The organism is Streptomyces sp. NPDC127068, assembly GCF_042724695.1.
GTDB lineage: Bacteria > Actinomycetota > Actinomycetes > Streptomycetales > Streptomycetaceae > Streptomyces.
Genome location: NZ_JBHXEN010000008.1, coordinates 87,697 through 103,061 on the forward strand (window position 1 = coordinate 87,697; position 15,365 = coordinate 103,061).

General features: G+C 73.8%; 15 protein-coding genes. 3 read left to right on the top strand and 12 right to left on the bottom strand.

The window, feature by feature from the left end:
• From ACFWIA_RS07010 to ACFWIA_RS07035, 6 genes are all read right to left on the bottom strand, one after another.
• Positions 1-1,144 (bottom strand): S1 family peptidase (locus ACFWIA_RS07010; RefSeq protein ID WP_387001171.1); only part of this gene is annotated, 1,144 nt, incomplete at its 3' end.
• Between the two features lie 183 nt (positions 1,145-1,327).
• Entirely contained in the window at positions 1,328-1,744 is a 417-nt protein-coding gene (locus ACFWIA_RS07015) for a hypothetical protein (RefSeq protein WP_387001173.1), read from the bottom strand.
• A 193-nt stretch (positions 1,745-1,937) separates the two neighbouring features.
• Positions 1,938-2,327: a fluoride efflux transporter CrcB gene (crcB, locus tag ACFWIA_RS07020; RefSeq protein ID WP_387001174.1), complete on the bottom strand. Its 390-nt coding sequence runs from the start codon at positions 2,325-2,327 to the stop codon at positions 1,938-1,940.
• A complete protein-coding gene (gene crcB, locus ACFWIA_RS07025) occupies positions 2,324-2,782 on the bottom strand; it encodes a fluoride efflux transporter CrcB (protein ID WP_387001176.1) in 459 nt (152 codons plus the stop codon). Before crcB (ACFWIA_RS07025) ends, crcB (ACFWIA_RS07020) begins: the two co-directional genes overlap by 4 nt.
• 133 nt (positions 2,783-2,915) lie before the next feature.
• Complete coding sequence (locus ACFWIA_RS07030) at positions 2,916-3,743, bottom strand: MIP/aquaporin family protein (RefSeq protein WP_387001177.1); 828 nt, start codon at positions 3,741-3,743, stop codon at positions 2,916-2,918.
• 193 nt (positions 3,744-3,936) lie between these two features.
• On the bottom strand, positions 3,937-4,806 hold the full coding sequence (locus ACFWIA_RS07035) for a Ku protein (RefSeq protein WP_387001178.1): 870 nt from the start codon (positions 4,804-4,806) through the stop codon (positions 3,937-3,939).
• 176 nt (positions 4,807-4,982) lie between these two features.
• Here ACFWIA_RS07035 and ACFWIA_RS07040 point away from each other — a divergent pair, with 176 nt between their 5' ends.
• Positions 4,983-5,468, top strand: coding sequence for an SRPBCC family protein (locus ACFWIA_RS07040; RefSeq protein ID WP_387001180.1), 486 nt, complete (start codon positions 4,983-4,985; stop codon positions 5,466-5,468).
• A 31-nt stretch (positions 5,469-5,499) separates the two neighbouring features.
• Here ACFWIA_RS07040 and ACFWIA_RS07045 read toward each other — a convergent pair whose 3' ends face one another.
• The 4 genes from ACFWIA_RS07045 to ACFWIA_RS07060 all read right to left on the bottom strand — a co-directional run bounded on the left by ACFWIA_RS07045 (position 5,500) and on the right by ACFWIA_RS07060 (position 8,148).
• Positions 5,500-5,733 carry a hypothetical protein gene (locus ACFWIA_RS07045; protein WP_387001182.1) on the bottom strand — a complete coding sequence of 78 codons (234 nt, stop codon included), beginning with the start codon at positions 5,731-5,733 and terminating at the stop codon, positions 5,500-5,502.
• A 93-nt stretch (positions 5,734-5,826) separates the two neighbouring features.
• Complete coding sequence (locus tag ACFWIA_RS07050; protein ID WP_387001184.1) at positions 5,827-6,564, bottom strand: GNAT family N-acetyltransferase; 738 nt, start codon at positions 6,562-6,564, stop codon at positions 5,827-5,829.
• A 178-nt stretch (positions 6,565-6,742) separates the two neighbouring features.
• A complete protein-coding gene (locus ACFWIA_RS07055; protein ID WP_387001186.1) occupies positions 6,743-7,441 on the bottom strand; it encodes an LAETG motif-containing sortase-dependent surface protein in 699 nt (232 codons plus the stop codon).
• A gap of 212 nt (positions 7,442-7,653) precedes the next feature.
• Positions 7,654-8,148, bottom strand: a complete 495-nt coding sequence (locus tag ACFWIA_RS07060; protein WP_387001317.1) for a DUF664 domain-containing protein — start codon at positions 8,146-8,148, stop codon at positions 7,654-7,656.
• Between the two features lie 285 nt (positions 8,149-8,433).
• Here ACFWIA_RS07060 and ACFWIA_RS07065 point away from each other — a divergent pair, with 285 nt between their 5' ends.
• A complete protein-coding gene (locus tag ACFWIA_RS07065; RefSeq protein ID WP_387001188.1) occupies positions 8,434-9,447 on the top strand; it encodes a hypothetical protein in 1,014 nt (337 codons plus the stop codon).
• A gap of 13 nt (positions 9,448-9,460) precedes the next feature.
• Here the strand turns inward: ACFWIA_RS07065 and ACFWIA_RS07070 are convergent, their stop codons facing one another.
• Together ACFWIA_RS07070 and ACFWIA_RS07075 are read right to left on the bottom strand one after the other, a co-directional pair.
• Positions 9,461-11,662, bottom strand: a complete 2,202-nt coding sequence (locus tag ACFWIA_RS07070) for a SpoIIE family protein phosphatase (protein ID WP_387001190.1) — start codon at positions 11,660-11,662, stop codon at positions 9,461-9,463.
• A gap of 219 nt (positions 11,663-11,881) precedes the next feature.
• Entirely contained in the window at positions 11,882-14,557 is a 2,676-nt protein-coding gene (locus tag ACFWIA_RS07075; protein WP_387001192.1) for a SpoIIE family protein phosphatase, read from the bottom strand.
• A gap of 172 nt (positions 14,558-14,729) precedes the next feature.
• Between ACFWIA_RS07075 and ACFWIA_RS07080 the strand changes: the two genes are divergently transcribed.
• The gene (locus tag ACFWIA_RS07080; protein ID WP_387001194.1) at positions 14,730-15,221 is read left to right on the top strand and encodes a GNAT family N-acetyltransferase; all 492 of its coding nucleotides are present in this window, start codon (positions 14,730-14,732) and stop codon (positions 15,219-15,221) included.
• Positions 15,222-15,365: the final 144 nt, after the last annotated feature.

Below are 15,365 nucleotides of genomic sequence, written 5' to 3' on the forward strand. Positions count from 1 at the left end.
GGGGGGGCCGGGCGCGCCCCGGCCCCTCCGGGCGGGGGGGCCCCCCCCCCCCCCCCCCCACCGCCGCCAGCGCCGTGGTGACCGGCTGGAAGAAGGTGACCCCGCCGCTGGTGCAGTTGCCGCTGCCGCCCGAGGTGAGCCCGACGGCGGCGCCCTCCTCGGTGAACAGGGGTCCACCGCTGTCCCCGGGCTCCGCGCAGACGTCGGTCTGGATGAGCCCGGAGACGGTGCCCTCGGGATAGTTCACGGTGGCGTTCAGACCGGTCACCCGCCCGCCGCGCAACCCCGTGGTGCTACCCATCCGTTGTACCGACTGGCCCACGGTGGCGTCGGCGGCCCGGTCGATGGCGACGCTCCGCCCCTGGCCGGTGTTGACGCTGCTCGGCGCCCGGACGCCCGGGTCGTCGTATCCGACGAGGGCGAGGTCGCCGGCGCCCGGGAAGGTGGCCGCCCGGACGCTGCCCAGCACGGTACCGTTGTCGTCGCTCCAGCGGGCCGCGGCGACCGCGCAGTGGCCGGCGGTGAGGAATCCCGGGGTCCCCTCCCTGGTGGTGACGTTGAAGCCGAGCGAACATCGGGAACCGCCGCCGAAGATGGCGTCGCCCCCTTCGACGAAGGGGGCGAACTCGCCCGCCGACCGTTCGATCCGGGCGACGGAGTCGCCGAGCCCGGCAACGGCCCGCGTCAGCCGGTCCCACCGTTCGCCCGTGACGGTGCGGTCGGCGGTGACACGTATCTGGTTGGTCACCGGGTCGACGGCCCAGGAGGTGCCGGGAATGGCGGCCCGTTCCTTCAACTCCCCTGATGCCCGTTTCAGTTGGCTGATGCTGTGGTCGACGCCGCGGATGACCGCGCCGGACTCGCGCGCCTCCTCGACGGCGGCGCCGTCCGTACGGACGACGTTGACGACGAGTTGTTGCCGGCCCACGTCGTAGTAGGAGCCGCCGTGGTCCCCGCCGAGTGTCGCGGCGAGTCGGGAGGCGAGCTCCGACGCGGCGAGGGGGGTGAGTTGTCTGGGGCCGGGAGCGGGCGCCGCCTCGGGGGAGGCGCTGGCGTTCGGCAGGACGACGGCGGCAGCGGCGAGCGCGACCACCGCGGCTCCCGCGAGCACGGCCTTGCGCGGGGGGATGCGTCGGTGATTCATCGGGGTGACCTCCTGGGGAACGCGGTCGACACGACCACCGGACTGCGGTGGCGGTGCCGGACCGCGGGACGTCTGAACGCCGTGTGATACGCAAGGGACGCGTGGGGCGTTCAGATCGTCTCCTGTGGGATGGGACACCCCATCTCCCCGCCCCTCAGGCCGACTTGTCCCGCTCCGGTGGGGTCACACCCGGGTGCCCACCGCGATCCGGCTGTTGCCGGAGAGACGGACGAGTGCGCGCAGCACGATCGCGAGCCGTCCCTCGTCCAGGTCCTGGACGAGGGAGAGTTCGACCTGCCGGGAGCCCGCCATGGAGAGCAGCAGGGCGAGGAACACCCGCTCCGACGCGGTCAGTTCCAGGCCGTCCAGATGACCCGCGAGCCGCACCCAGTCGCATCGGGGGCCACCGGGCCCGTCGTCCCGGACGAGGACCCGGCAGACGTCCTCGCGCGACAGGAGTTCGCCCTCTTCGACCAGGGCGGTGACGACCGCTCTGTCCCGCGCGGTGACCGCCCAGCGCTGGAGCGCGCTCGGCACCGACAGCGGCGGGCCGCCGCCCGGTTCGGGCACGGCGACGTCGGTGTCTCGGCTGATGGGCATGCGGGCCTCCGCGGGGCGCGTCCACCCGGAACGATCGTGCCGGCGGTCCCGGCCGGGTACCGCACCCGGCCGTGGCCGCTGGTGCGGTCCGGTCTCACCTGCTCATACGCTCACCGCAGGCGAATGGTTCACCCGGCGGAGCGTCACCTTCCTCACACCGCACCGGGAGTCGACGCGCCGGTCGGCGCCCTCCTCAGAGCGCGGTGGCCACCGCGACCCCCGCGAAGGCCGCGCCCACCCCGGCCGCCGTGCTCCCCAGGACGTTGAGGACGGCGCGCCCCGACGCACCCTCCTCGGCGAGCCGCAGGGTCTCGTAGGCGAAGGTGGAGTACGTCGTGAGCGCCCCGCAGAATCCGGTTCCGAGCAGTGCGTACAGCCGCGAGTCCCCCGCCCCGGCGAGGACCGCCCCGGTCAGCAGCCCGAGCACCAGCGAGCCGAAGAGGTTCACGGCGAAGGTGCCCCAGGGGAAGAGGGTGTCGTGCCGGGCCCGGACCGCCCGGTCCGTCAGATAGCGCAGCGGCGCACCGACCGCGGCCCCCAGCAGGACGAGCAGCCACTCCGCGGCTCCCCCGGACCCCGTCACGACCGCCCCCGCCGCAGGGCCCACCGGGTGAGCCGGGCGCCCGCCCACACCGCGGCGAGCGCGCACAGCGGGGTGAGCAGGAGGTACCCGGCCGCCCGCGTGCCCTCCCCCTGCCGCACGAGTTGCTGTACGTCCACGGCGTACGCGGAGAAGGTGGTGAATCCCCCCAGCACCCCGGTCCCGAGGAACGGCCGCACCAGGGGCCCGGGCGTGCGGGCGGCGGTCAACGCGGCCATCAGCACGCCGATCAGTGCACAACCGACCGCGTTCACGGTCAGGGTGGTCCAGGGGAACGCGCCGGCCGGGGTCGGCCGCAGCAGCACGGCGCCGTAGCGGGCACCGGCGCCGAGGGCTCCGCCGCACGCCACGGCGGCGAGCACCCGGCGCACGGGCGCGGCGCGGTCCGCGGGGGCGACGTCCGGGTCGACGGGTTCACGCGCGGGCGGGGCGATCACGCGCTGCTCCTGGTCGGCGGGCCACGGGCGCGCCGTGCGTACCCGTACGAGCGGGGACCGCCCGTCGGGGGCGGCGGTGCCGCTGTGCGGGCGGGTCGCCCGCGGGGGCCACCCTAGCGGGCGGCCCGCCGGCTCAGCCAGGGCCTTCCGCCGCGGGGACCTGTCCCGGTTCCTGGGGTTCCTCGTCGGCCTGCGGCAGGTACCGTCCGACGAGGACCTTGTACAGCGCGGCGCCCAGTACCCCGCCGATCAGGGGGCCGACGATGGGCACCCAGAAGTAGAGGTTGCCGTACTGGTCCCGCCAGGCGTCGCCGTAGCCGGTGAGGAAACTGGCGAGCCGCGGTCCGAGGTCACGGGCCGGGTTGATCGCGTACCCGGCGTCGGTGCCCCAGGCCATGCCGATGGCGACGACCAGCAGTCCGATGATCAGCGCGCCGAGGTTGGCACCCGGCGGGGTGTTGAGGAGGTCGGTGACCGCGAAGATCACGAACAGCAGGATCGCGGTGCCGATGATCTGGTCGCGCAGGGCACCGAACTCGCTGATCGGCAGTGCGCCGTTGCCGGGGAGCGTCGAGAAGACGACCTGCGTCTTCAGGGTGTGCCCGGGGTCGGCCATGGCCAGGACCTCGCTGTAGTTCCACCGCACGAGCAGCGCGGCGACGAACGCACCGGCGGTCTGGGCCAGTGCGTACGGCAGCACCTTGCGCCACTCGAACCCCTTGAACGCGGCGAGCGCCAGCGTGACCGCGGGGTTGAGGTGCGCACCGCTGAGGCGGGCCGCGACGTAGATGCCGAGCGTGACGCCGAGCCCCCAGGCCCAGGCGATGCTGTCGTGGTCGCCGATGCCCGCCGCGACGACCTGGGCGACGACGCCGCAGCCGAAGAGGATGAGGATGAAGGTCCCCGCGAACTCAGCCGAGAGTTCGCCGACCATGCTGTTCCGCCACCCAGGCTTCACCATGAGCACCGGCCTCCTGACCTAGGGGTCCGCCGGGGACCTCCGTTTCCGGGACGGATCTCCGGCACCTGTCCAACGGGCCGTCGGACGTGAGACGGCCCTTCGACGATAGGCACGGGAGGTCACGGACGACGCGACGAGTTGCGGGAAATGCGCCCGTTCGGGCGGTGTACCGCACCCGCGCGGGGGGCTCGGGTCAGGAGCCGGCGGCCTTCCGCCGCTTCCCGCCGCCACGGGTCGGGCGCCGCGGCAGTTCGTGGACCGTCGCCGCCCGCCCGTCGCCCCGGCCCGCGGTGCCCGTCCGTTCCAGGGACTGTTCCAGTGCGGACATCAGGTCCAGCACCTCGCCGCCCGGTTCCGGTTCGGCCGCGCTCGGGGCGGGTGCCTCGGCGTCGCCGGACTTGGCCCTGATGACCTTCTCCAGGGCTTCTTGGTACTCGTCGGTGAACGAGGCGGGGTCGGTCGCGGGCATGGCGTTGACCAGGCTGACGGCCGCGTCGATCTCCCGGTCGTCGATCTCGACGTCGGTGGGCGCGAGTTCCTTCGGGGAGCGGATCTCGTCGGGCCACTTCATGGCGTGCAGGACCAGGACGTCGTCCTTGACCCGCAACAGTCCGAGGCGTTCCCGGCCGTGCCAGGCGAACTTCGCGACGGCGACCTTGGCGTTGCGCTCCAGCGCCCGGCGCAGCAGTACGTAGGGCTTCGCCGCCACCTCGCCACCGCTCTGGAGGTAGTAGCCCTCCCCGATGCGCAGGGGGTCGATGCTCGCGGCGGGCACGAAGCCGGCGATCTCGATGGCCTTGGCCGTGGGGAGCGGGATCGCGTCGAGTTCCTCGTCGGTGATCTCGATGGTGTCGCCGTCGGGGGTCTCGAACCCGCGTCCGATCTCGTCCGCGGTCAGGGCCTGACCGTCGACCGCGCACACCTTCTTGACCCGGACCCGGGCCATGTCCGTGCGGTGGTACTGGTGGAAGGCGATGGTGTGGCTCTCCGTCGCGGGCACCACCTTGACCGCGATGGTGACCAGACCGAAGGTGATGGCTCCCGACCACACGGGACGCGGCATGACGAACCTCCCTGGCCCTGCTCCCGCTTCCGTTCCCGGGCGCGCCCGGGGCGAGCGGCACCAGCCTAGGGCGGCCCGACGACGACGGCACCCGGAGGCGCGGCGGTGCCGGCGCCGGACGTGCGGGGCGGGGAACGCGTCCTTACGATGCAGTTCCCGGGCCGTACGGAGACGCCATGAACAACGACCGGTTCGTCCACACCACCTACATCAGGGCCGGAGCCGAACAGCTGTGGCGGGCCCTCACCGATCCGGCCCTCACCCGGCGCTACTGGCAGGTGGAGCTGCGGTCGGACTGGCGGACCGGTTCCCCCGTGGTCTGGGTCCTCGCGGACGGCACGGTGATCGAGGACCCGGAGCAGGTGGTCATCGACGCCACCCCGTACCGACGGCTCGCGTACACCTGGCACACGTTCACCCCCGCGTTCGCGGCATCCGTCGGTCTGGGCAGCACGGTGCACGAGCGCTTGGTCGCCGAGGGGCGCTCGACGGTGTCGTTCGCCCTGGAACCCCTGGGCGAGGTGGTGAAACTGACCGTCGTCCATGAGGGACCGGTGCCCGACAGCACGGTCGTCGCGCTGGTCAGCGAGGGCTGGCCGCTGGTGCTGTCGAGCCTCAAGACGCTGGTGGAGACCGGGGAGCCGCTGCCCGAGCCGTCCTAAGTGCCCGTCGTCACGGCGTACCGCGGGGCCGTCACCGCGACGGGCGGGGCGTCAGCAGGTATCCGGCCATGTGGACCGGGGCGACGGCCTTCCGGTCCATGTCGCGGGTCAGGTTCGCCGTCTCCTTCTTCAGGTCGACGAACCGGCCCCGGTCGTTGTCGCTGGTGGTGACGCGGGGCGTGCCGTCGGCTGCTTGGGCGGTCACGGCACCGCACATCATCAGGGCGCCGGTCGCGGCGGCCAACGTGGCGTGGCGGAACTTCACTGGGTGCTCTCCCGGTTCGGTCGGTGGGACGTGCCCGGTCAAACGACCGACGTCGCGGTTCGTGGCGGTCAACGGCCGCCGAGCACCCGTCGGCTACGGGACCACGACGGTGAGCGCGGTGGACGTGCGGACGAAGCCGAGGCGTTCGTACCCGCGGTGTGCGGGGTTGCCGTCGGTGACGGCCAGTTCGACGCTCGTCAGACCGCAGGCGGCGGCATCGGCCAGTGCGTGGCGCAACAGTGCGGCGCCGAGTCCCGCGTACCGGTCGCCCGGGGCGCGGAACACCTCGGCGATCCACGGCTGTCCGCCGCGGTCGGTCACGATGACGCCCGCCAGCACCCGGTCCGCGGGGTCCACCGCGAGGACGCTGCTCGGGAGCACCGGGCCCAGCACCGTGCCTTCGAGCAGCGGTACGAGGCGCTCCGCGTACGCCTCTTCGTCGGTGCCCGGGTGGTGGTCCGGGTGGCCGGGGCCGAAGGCCGCCCGCCAGGCGGGCAGCAGGGCGCGGGGGGTGCGGTCGCAGGGGACCGCGCGCGCCCCGTGCGGCAGGGGCACGGCGACGGGTGGTTCGGCCGTGAGGTCGCGTCGCATGCCGTGGGCGTGCCGCAGGGTCCGCGCCCCGTGGCGGATCAGTTCCTCACCCAGGTGCACGCTGCCGGACACCACCCAGCCGGACAGGGCGGCGAGCACCACCGGTATCGGGTCGGCGGCGCCGGTCACCCGTACAAGGTCGGCCCAGGGTCGTCCCGCCCGTTCGCCCCGCACGTAGGTGAGCAACGGCTGTCCCGCGGCGTCGGTGAGTACCTGCCGCTCTTCGTCGTTCAGCGTCACGCGTTGACTTCCGTCCGTCGGTGGTTGCGGTCCGCGCAGCATGGTCCGTCGCGCCGTGGTTTCGTGCAACGTGATTACCGGATGCGGACCGGCCCGGCGCCCGACCGGAGGTGGTCGTCCGGACGCGAAGGTGCCCCGCGACCGGACGGGCCGCGGGGCACCGATGGGTGCGGGGGCCTCAGCCGCGGGGGGTCCGGCGCTTGCGGGCGGCGAACACGATGCCGCCGCCGGCGAGCAGCACGAGAACGGCCGCGCCGGCTATCCAGGGGGTGGTGCTGGAGCCGCCGGTGGCCGCCAGGTCCTCGTCCGCGGGCTCGCTGGTCCGCGGTGCGGGCGGGGCGGAGTCGGACCCTTCGGGTTCCGTGGGCTCCGCGGAGGCCGGGGGCTGCGAGGGCCGCGCCGACTCCGACGAGCCGGGCTCGGTGGGTTCGGGGCTGGTTGAGGCGGTCACGGTGGGCGTCGGGGACGGTTCCGAACTGTCGGACGGCTCGGGGGAGCCCGAGGGGGACGGGGACGCGCACACCGGCGCGGTCTTCGTCTCGTCCACGTCGAACTGCTTGCCGTCGCCGGCCTTGACGACCAGCCTGACCTCGATCTCCGCGCTGTGCTCGGGCAGCGTCAGCCGGTCCGAGAACGTCTTGCCGAACTTCTTGGTGGGCAGTACGTCCTTGCCGTCCGCGGTGATGGTCACCGTGTTGGTGACCTTCTCGGTGTCCGCGTAGTCGGTGAGGTCGACGGTCACCTCCGAACAGGTCACGCTCCACACCGGGGTGTGGGCGGTGGCCGGGGCGGCTGCGAGGCCGATCCCCAACAACCCGACGGCTGCACCGGCCACCAGTACGCCCGGGCGTTGCCACGCACGGGTTGTCTGCTTCATGAAACCTCCACGAACGGTCCGCGTTCCCCCTGGGCGGGGTGACGACCAGCGCACAGTACTCCGGGTCACCCCCTGCGCCGCAGGCGTACCGGGGGCCCCGACGCCCAGTTGTTACACGGCAGTTGGGGATGCCCGGTAGGCGGCCGGGATCACGCGGTCGACGGGACGGGCGGCTTCCGCTCCACCGCGGGCGGGTGTCGGATCGAGGCCGGTCAGGAGCCCGATCGTGCCAGCACCCCCCGGACGAAGGCCGCCTGACCGACGTGCTGGAGGTCGTCCGCGAGCACACTGACCAGCCGGACGCCCAGGGTGACGGCCGGGGACCACCGCTCGTCCACGACCCGCTCCAGGTCGTTGCCGTCGAGGCCGCGGACGAACTCCACCGTCCGGGCGTGCACGGCGTCGTGATACCCGGTCAGCAGTTCACCGGAGACCGCCGGCATCCGCGCCACCTGACGGATCGACTGCCCGTACCCGGTGGCGAGCCGTGCGTACGGCAGGTCGAAGCGGGCGACCCAGTCCCCGGCGGTCCACTCCTGCTCCACACCCGCCGCCTCGGACACGTGGTCGTCCTGGACCCGGGTGAGGTGCCAGACCAGCCACCCGACCGGATTGGCCCCGGGATCGACACGAGCCGTCAGTTCGGCGGGCGAGAGGCCCTCCACGGCCGTGTGGACCTCCTCCCGAATCCGCCCGAATGCGTCCATCAGGAGCGCGGCGCTCGCCCCAACAGTCCCGTCCGTCACGTCCGACACACCCGCCTCCGATTTCGCGCGCACCCCGTCGACCTGGGGCGACGCGCTCTCCTCCACCGGCGCGACCCGCCGGGTCGACCCCGGGGCGACTCGTCCCACCGCCATCGTCGCCGACGCGCGGCGCGCTGTCCTGCTCGCGGGCGCCAGGGCCCCCTCTGTCGGGGTCGCCACTGGTGGATCCCGGCCGATCCCGACAGAGCAGGTCCCTTTGTCGGACGGTGCGGTTATCGTGCGGGCATGATCTTCCGCAGAGCCCTGTTCGCCGGTGCCGTGGGCCGGTTCGAGGCCGCCGTGCGGGCCCGGGACCCGCAGGCGTCACAGGAGGCGCTCAGCATGCTCCACCAGCGGTTCGGGCCGGCGTCGGACGCCGAGATCGCCGCCGCCGCGGTACGGCTCGCGGCGCTGCTGCCCGAGGTTCCGGCCGGGCCGCGGGCGCGGGTGGCCCTGATCGTGGGGGCCTGCGTGGAGCGGGGTGCCGACCCGGTGGCGAGCGCCCCGGCGCTGCTGACCGGGCTCCGGGACGTCCTCGGCGCGGCGGCCCGGTTCCCGGAGCGTTGGCGCGGCGCGGGCGGGGGCGAGTTGCCGCTGCCGGACGCGGGGGACCCGCACAGCGGAGTGGTGACGCGGGTGGGTCAGGAGGTGGCGGTGGCCTGGTGGACGCTGCCGCAGTGGGAGACGGCCGCACTGGCGGTGCTCAACCACCGGTCGGTCAGGGACGCCGTGACGCACCGGCCGGAGCTGCTCGCGGCGGCCGGCCGGATCGCCGGGGCGGCCGACGGCCACCTCAAGTGTCTGATCTACGCGCTGCTGGTCCTCGACGACCACCCCCTGGTGGCGCTGCACCGCACGACGCGTACCGGCTACCGCCTGCGGATGACGGGCATAGCCGACAACTTCCAGCTCCACACGCTGCTGGCGGCCGAGCTGGCGGGCGCCGGGCACGTCCCGGGCGAGGTGCCGGCCCCCGAGGCCGTCGCCGTGTGCCGTGACCTGCCGGGGCAGGTACCGACCTGGGGCACGTTCCGCCTCACCGCCCCCGACGGGGGCGAGATCTGGAACGAGGGCACGCCGTCGGACATTCCCGAAGTGGACGGCGTGCGGCTGTTGGTGCTCGACCCGCCGCCCTACGCCCGGAGTTGGCCGGCGGGGCGGTTCTTCGCGCAGATGCCGGGCGATCTGGTGCTGGAGCGGGTGCTCGACCCGACGGAGACCGAACGCTGGCTCGACCGGGTGGCGGCGGCGCAGCGCTGACGTGACCGCCCGGTCACCTCGCGCGGGGTGCGGCCAGGGCCGTCCCGTCGTACCGCATGAGGAGCAGGGCGACGTCGTCGTTGCGGTTGGCGTCGTCGAGGAGCGCATCGGCGACCAGCCCGAGGTGCGCGGGGTCGGACTCGGTGAGCACGCCTCGCAGCCGGGCGACGCCCACGTCCATGTCGCAGGTGGCCGACTCGACCAGACCGTCGGTGGTGAGCGCGACGACCGTGCCGGGTCTCAGGTGCAGCGGGGTCATCGGGTAGTCCGCCTCGGGCAGCACGCCGAGCGGTGGACCGACCTCCACGCCGACGCTGACGGTGCTCGCGTCGGGCAGCCGCAGGACGGGCGGCAGATGACCGGCGGCCACGCAGAGCGCTGCACCCGACCGCATGTCGACGTCGACGTAACAGCAGGTCGCGAAGAGGTCGGTCTCCATGCCGAGGAGCAACCGGTTGGCGTGCGAGACGACGACGTCCGGTGGGTGGCCCTCGATGGCGTAGGCCCGCAGGGCGGTGCGCATCTGCCCCATCAGGGTGGCCGCCCCGGCGTTGTGCCCCTGGACGTCACCGATGACCAGGGCGACGTGGTGGTCGGGCAGCGGGATCACGTCGTACCAGTCGCCGCCGACCTCCAGCCCCGCGATGGTCGGCAGGTAGCGGGCGACGGCACGACCGCCGGGGATGTCGGGGAGGCGGCGCGGCAACAGGGAACGCTGGAGGGTGCCGACGAGTTCGTGCTCGGCGTCCGCGGCCCGGACCCGGACGAGGGCCTGTCCGGCGAGTCCCGCCACCGCGGTGAGGAACGCCCGTTCCTCACCGCCGAAGTGATGCGGATCGTCCCAGCCGATGAGGCAGAGTCCGGCGGTGTGGCCCTGGGCGGGCAGCGGAAGCACGGCGAGCCCGCCGGGACCCACGTCGGCGAGGGTCGGTTCGAGCGGGTCCCCGGCCTCCAGGAGCGCGGGACGACCGTCACGGATGACGGCGGCGAGGGTCGGCAGGGCCCGCACGGGTGCGTCCGACCACTCGGAACACCACTCGGTGCGCCAGTTCCCGGGCCAGGCGTCGGGGTCGGGCGGATCGAGCACGGTGACGACGAGCCGTTCGCCCTCCAGTTCGGCCAGGGCGACCCGGTCGGCCCGCAAGGGGGCGCGCAGTCCGCTGACGACGGCCTGGCTGGTCTCGCGCACCGTGGAGGTGTTCGCGAGCACGGCGGCCAGGCGCTGGACCCGGGCGACGTCGGTGGCACCGGAGCGCAGGGCGTCGACGTCCGCGACGGTGCCGATCAGTCGGCTGCGCCCGCTGTCGCCGTCGGGCACGACCTGCCCGCGCAGCCTCAGCCAGCGCGGTTCCCCCGCGGGCCGCTGCACCCGGAAGTCGAGTTCCCGGTCGCCGATGGCCAGGTGGTCGGCCTCGACGACGGACATCAGGGTCGGTAGGTCCTCCGGGACGGTGAGCGCGAGCAGGGTTTCGACGCGGCCGTCGAAGTCCGAGCCGGTCATGCCGAACAGGGCGAGGAGCCGGTCGTCGACGTCGAGCCGGCCGGTGTCCATGGCGAGTCCGAAGGTTCCGGCGCGGCAGCCGTCGACCCCGGGCACCGTGCCGTCCCGGGCCGGGGCGGGGACGGCGCGGCCGAGGGCTGCGGTGAGCAGGGCCAGGACGTCCCTGTCGGCACGGTCGAACCCGCCCGTGCGATCGGTGACGGCGAGCAGGCATCCCGCGCTGCCCGGGCCGTCACCGAGCGGCAGCGCGGCGACCGCGGTGCTCGCGGTGCTCGCGGCGACGCTCCGGCCGGGCGCCGGGAACCCGTCGAGGGCGTCGATGGTGCGCCACTGCGGGACGCGGGCGCGCCGGGCGACGGCCATGGGTGAGTCCCCGGCGGCGGGGTAGTGGTCCCGCAGCCCGTACAGACTGCGGGGTACGCCCGCGCTGTCGACCAGGGTGAGGGTGGCGCCGGTGCCGTCGGGGGTGTAGACGGCGGCGAGGGTCGCACCGGTGAACACCAGGACCTGCTCGATGACGGAACGCAGCCGGCTGAGGGGTTCCTGACGACCGGGCAGCGCTTCCAGGGCACGTTCGGCGCACAGGGTGCCCGTCGTGCCCACGGAGCCCGCCGCACCCGGAATCACCGTGGTGCGTGACGCCCGTGGTGTCGTCGCGGTCCCCGCAGCCGTCATGCCCTGTTCCGACACGCCCTCGCTCACCACAAGCGTCATTAGAGCGCGTCCGGGGGCGCCGCGCAGCCCATGCGGGGGTTCTCCGTCCCCGGTGGCGCGTGCGCGCCACACGTTCAACACGAAGGAGTGATGGGGCGTACACCAGCACGAACGACCGTGACGCCCGGTTCGGAGATCCGTTCCCGTGGCGCGGCACGGAGGGTGCCCCAGGGACCGCCGGGGCGGCGACGGGCCCTGGGGCGGGGACCGCCGGGGCGGTCAGGACAGGCCCTGTTCGGTCCAGATGACCTTGCCTCCGGCGGTGTAGCGGGTGCCCCAGCGGTCGGCGACCTGGGAGACGAGGAACAGGCCCCGGCCGCCCTCGTCGGTGGTGGCGGCCCGGCGCAGATGGGGTGAGGTGCTGCTCCGGTCGGACACCTCGCAGATCAGCGAGCGGTCCCGGATGACCCGGACGCGGATGGGTCCGGTCGCGTAGCGGATGGAGTTGGTGACGAGTTCGCTCAGGATGAGTTCGGTGGTGAACGCCTCCTCCCCCAGACCCCATTCGGCGAGGGTGCGCTCCACGAACGCCCGGACCTCGGCGACGGCCGCCGGGTCGGAGGGGACCTCGCACTCCGCGACCCGGTCGGGCCCGAGGACACGGGTGCGGCCGACGAGCAGCGCGATGTCGTCGGACGGCGTGTCGGGGACGAGGGCGTCGAGGGTGGCCTCGCACAGTCCGTCGACGGTGCGGTGGGTGTTGGCCTCCAGGGTGACGCGCAGCAGTTCGAGCCCCTCGTCGATGCCGCGTTCCCGGTTCTCCACCAGCCCGTCGGTGTACAGGACGAGACGGGTTCCCTCGGGGAGTTGGAGTTCCAGGGTCTCGAAGGGCAGTCCCCCGAGTCCGAGCGGCGGGCCGCCCGGCACCTCGGCGAACTGGGCGGTGCCGTCCGGCAGCAGCAGAGCGGGCTGGGGGTGGCCGGCCCGGGCCATCGAGCAGTGTCCGGTGACCGGGTCGTAGATGACGTACACGCAGGTGGCGCCGGTGACCCGGGGCCCGGGCTCGGTGGCGCCTGAGTCGCCGGCCGCGTCGTGGTCGAGACGGGCGACGAGTTCGTCCAGGTGCCACAGCAGCTCGTCGGGCGGGAGGTCGAGGGTGGAGAAGTTGTGGACGGCGGTGCGCAGCCGTCCCATGGTGGCGGCGGCGTGCATGCCGTGGCCGACCACGTCCCCGACGACCAGGGCGACCCGTCCGCCGGGCAGCTCGATGATGTCGAACCAGTCGCCCCCGACCCCGCCGAGCCCGGCCTGCGCCGGGAGGTAGCGCATGGCGGCGACGAGGGCGTTCTGCTCGGGCAGCCCGTGTGGCAGCAGGCTGCGTTGGAGGGTGACCGCCATGGTGTGTTCGCGGGCGAAGCGCCGGGCGTTGTCCACGCTGACGGCGGCGCGGGCGACGAGTTCCTCGGCGAGCGAGCGGTCCTCCTCGTCGAAGGGCTCCCGCTCGCCCTTGCGCCAGAAGATGGCGACGCCGAGGACGACGCCCCGGGCCCGCAACGGCACGGCGATCATCGAGGTGAGGCCCTCCTCGACCACGGCACGCGCCCGTTCGGGGTCCTGCTTGTGCCAACCCGTGTACGCGCCGAGGTCACGGTCGAGGACGGCGGTGCCGTCGGCGAGCACGGCGCCCAGCGGGGTGGTGCCCACGAACCGGATGCGGTGGCCCACGGGGAAGAGCGCGGAGTCCTTGGTGGGTCCGGCGAAGGCGACCCGGCGCATCTCCCGCCCGGTGGCCGTGGCCTGCGGCTCCTCGCCCTGGAGGACCGCGGTCACCAGGTCGACGGAGACGAAGTCGGCGAACTCGGCGGCGGCGAACTCGGCGAGTTCCTCGCAGGTGCGGACCATGTCGAGCGTGGTGCCGACCCGCATCCCCGCGTCGTAGAGGAGCTGGAGACGACCCCGGGCGAGGTCGGCCCGGCCGGTGAGGGCGCGCAGGTCGGTGGTGTCACGGAGGGTGGTGACGGTGCCGGGGGGTCCGCCGTTCCGGTCGGTGGGCCGCTGGTTGACGGCCAGCAGCCGGTCCCCGACGGCATGCACCTCGTCCGTGGCGGTACGGCCGGACTCCAGGAGCTGGGTGGTGCGCGGGTCGAGTCCGAGGTCGGCGACGGGACGCCCTTCGACGTCGGGCGGCAGGTCGAGCAGGCGCCGGGCCTCGTCGTTGGCGAGCAGCAACCGTTGGTCACCGCCGACGATGAGCACGCCCTCCCGCACGGCGTGCAGCACCGCGTCGTGGTGCTCGTACATCCGGGTGATCTCGGTGGGGCCGAGGCCGCGGGTCTGTCGGCGGAGGCGACGGTTGACGAGGACGGTGGCGCCCGCCGCGAGCAGCAGGATGCCCGCGGCGACCCCGAAGACCAGCGGGAACTGGGCCTCGATCACGCTCCGCACCTGGGAAACGGCCATGCCGGAGGAGACCGCGCCGATCACCCGGCCCTCGGAGCCGAAGACGGGCACGATGACCTGGACGAGCGGTCCGATGGCCCCGTTGGAGCTTTCGGTGACGACCTCTCCCGCGAGCGCGGACTCCAGGCCCCCGACGAACCGTCCCCCGATGTAGGAGGGGTCGGGGTGCGTGTAGCGGATGCCCTCGGGGTTGACCACGACGATGAAGCCGACCCCGGCGCGCCGGGTGGCCTCCAGGGCACGCGGTTGGAGGATCGCCGCCGGGTCCGGGCTCTTCAGCGCGGCCTCCATGCCCGGCGAGCTGGCGAAGGTCTGGGCGACGGCGATGGAACGGTTCTCCGCTTCCTGCTGGGCGTCGCCCCGGGTTTGGAACACCAATGCCACCACGGCGGTCGCGACGAGCAGCGCCACGATCGCCAACTGCACGAGGAAGACCTGACCGGCGACAGTTCGCATGCTGGGAACCAGGCGCGGACGGCCGGAGCGGGCGGCCATGAACCATTACTACACCCACCCGCAGACCCGCGCATGGCGCGCTGCGGCAGGCTGGTCAACGGCCCGAGCGGACGACCCCGTCACGGATCGTCACGGTGAGTGAGGGCTCGTTCGGGTCGTGGCCCCCTCGGTGGCCGTCCGGGGAGGGCCGAGCGGCCCGTATCGTACGGTCATGCCCGAGATCCACCTGCTCCGCGCCGACCACGCGAGCGCCCTGTACGCCTTCGAGCGGGACAACCGCGCGTACTTCGCCGCCTCCGTGCCCGACCGGGGGGACGACTACTTCACCGAGTTCGAGGGGCGCCACCGGGCGCTGCTCGCCGAGCAGGCCGCCGGGCACCACTACTTCCACCTCGTGGTGGGCGAGGACGGCGAGGTGCTGGGCCGGGTCAATCTGGTGGACGTCGCGGGCGGCGAGGCCGAACTCGGCTTCCGGATCGCCCGCAAGGCCGCGGGGCGGGGGCTCGCGACGGACGCGGTGCGCCGGATCTGCGGGACGGCCCACGGCTACGGACTGCGCTCGCTGCGGGCGAGGGCGGCCGTCGCCAACGAGGGTTCGCGGGCCGTACTGGTCCGCACGGGTTTCGCGGAGGTCGGCGGGGTGGAGCTGGACGGCGCTGCGGGGCACCTGTTCCGGCGGTTCCTCGGTGAGTCCACGGCCTGACGTCGGCCGGGCGCCGGACGGGCCCGCGCCCGCCCCGGCCGCACCGGCCCCCCCCAGCGGTGTAACCCCATCCGACGCCCCCGCCGGCGCCCCCCGGGTGTGCCCACAGCCACCAAAGACGAGGCGCCGCCATGAAGCGGCCGG

Bases quoted from the DNA above. Each gene is read 5' to 3' on its own strand.
- ACFWIA_RS07015 (WP_387001173.1), bottom strand. From the start codon at position 1,744: ATGCCCATCAGCCGAGACACCGACGTCGCCGTGCCCGAACCGGGCGGC.
- ACFWIA_RS07030 (WP_387001177.1), bottom strand. From the start codon at position 3,743: ATGGTGAAGCCTGGGTGGCGGAACAGCATGGTCGGCGAACTCTCGGCT.
- ACFWIA_RS07035 (WP_387001178.1), bottom strand. From the start codon at position 4,806: ATGCCGCGTCCCGTGTGGTCGGGAGCCATCACCTTCGGTCTGGTCACC.
- ACFWIA_RS07040 (WP_387001180.1), top strand. From the start codon at position 4,983: ATGAACAACGACCGGTTCGTCCACACCACCTACATCAGGGCCGGAGCC.
- ACFWIA_RS07055 (WP_387001186.1), bottom strand. From the start codon at position 7,441: ATGAAGCAGACAACCCGTGCGTGGCAACGCCCGGGCGTACTGGTGGCC.
- ACFWIA_RS07060 (WP_387001317.1), bottom strand. From the start codon at position 8,148: ATGGACGCATTCGGGCGGATTCGGGAGGAGGTCCACACGGCCGTGGAG.
- ACFWIA_RS07065 (WP_387001188.1), top strand. From the start codon at position 8,434: ATGATCTTCCGCAGAGCCCTGTTCGCCGGTGCCGTGGGCCGGTTCGAG.
- ACFWIA_RS07070 (WP_387001190.1), bottom strand. From the start codon at position 11,662: ATGACGCTTGTGGTGAGCGAGGGCGTGTCGGAACAGGGCATGACGGCT.
- ACFWIA_RS07075 (WP_387001192.1), bottom strand. From the start codon at position 14,557: ATGGCCGCCCGCTCCGGCCGTCCGCGCCTGGTTCCCAGCATGCGAACT.
- ACFWIA_RS07080 (WP_387001194.1), top strand. From the start codon at position 14,730: ATGCCCGAGATCCACCTGCTCCGCGCCGACCACGCGAGCGCCCTGTAC.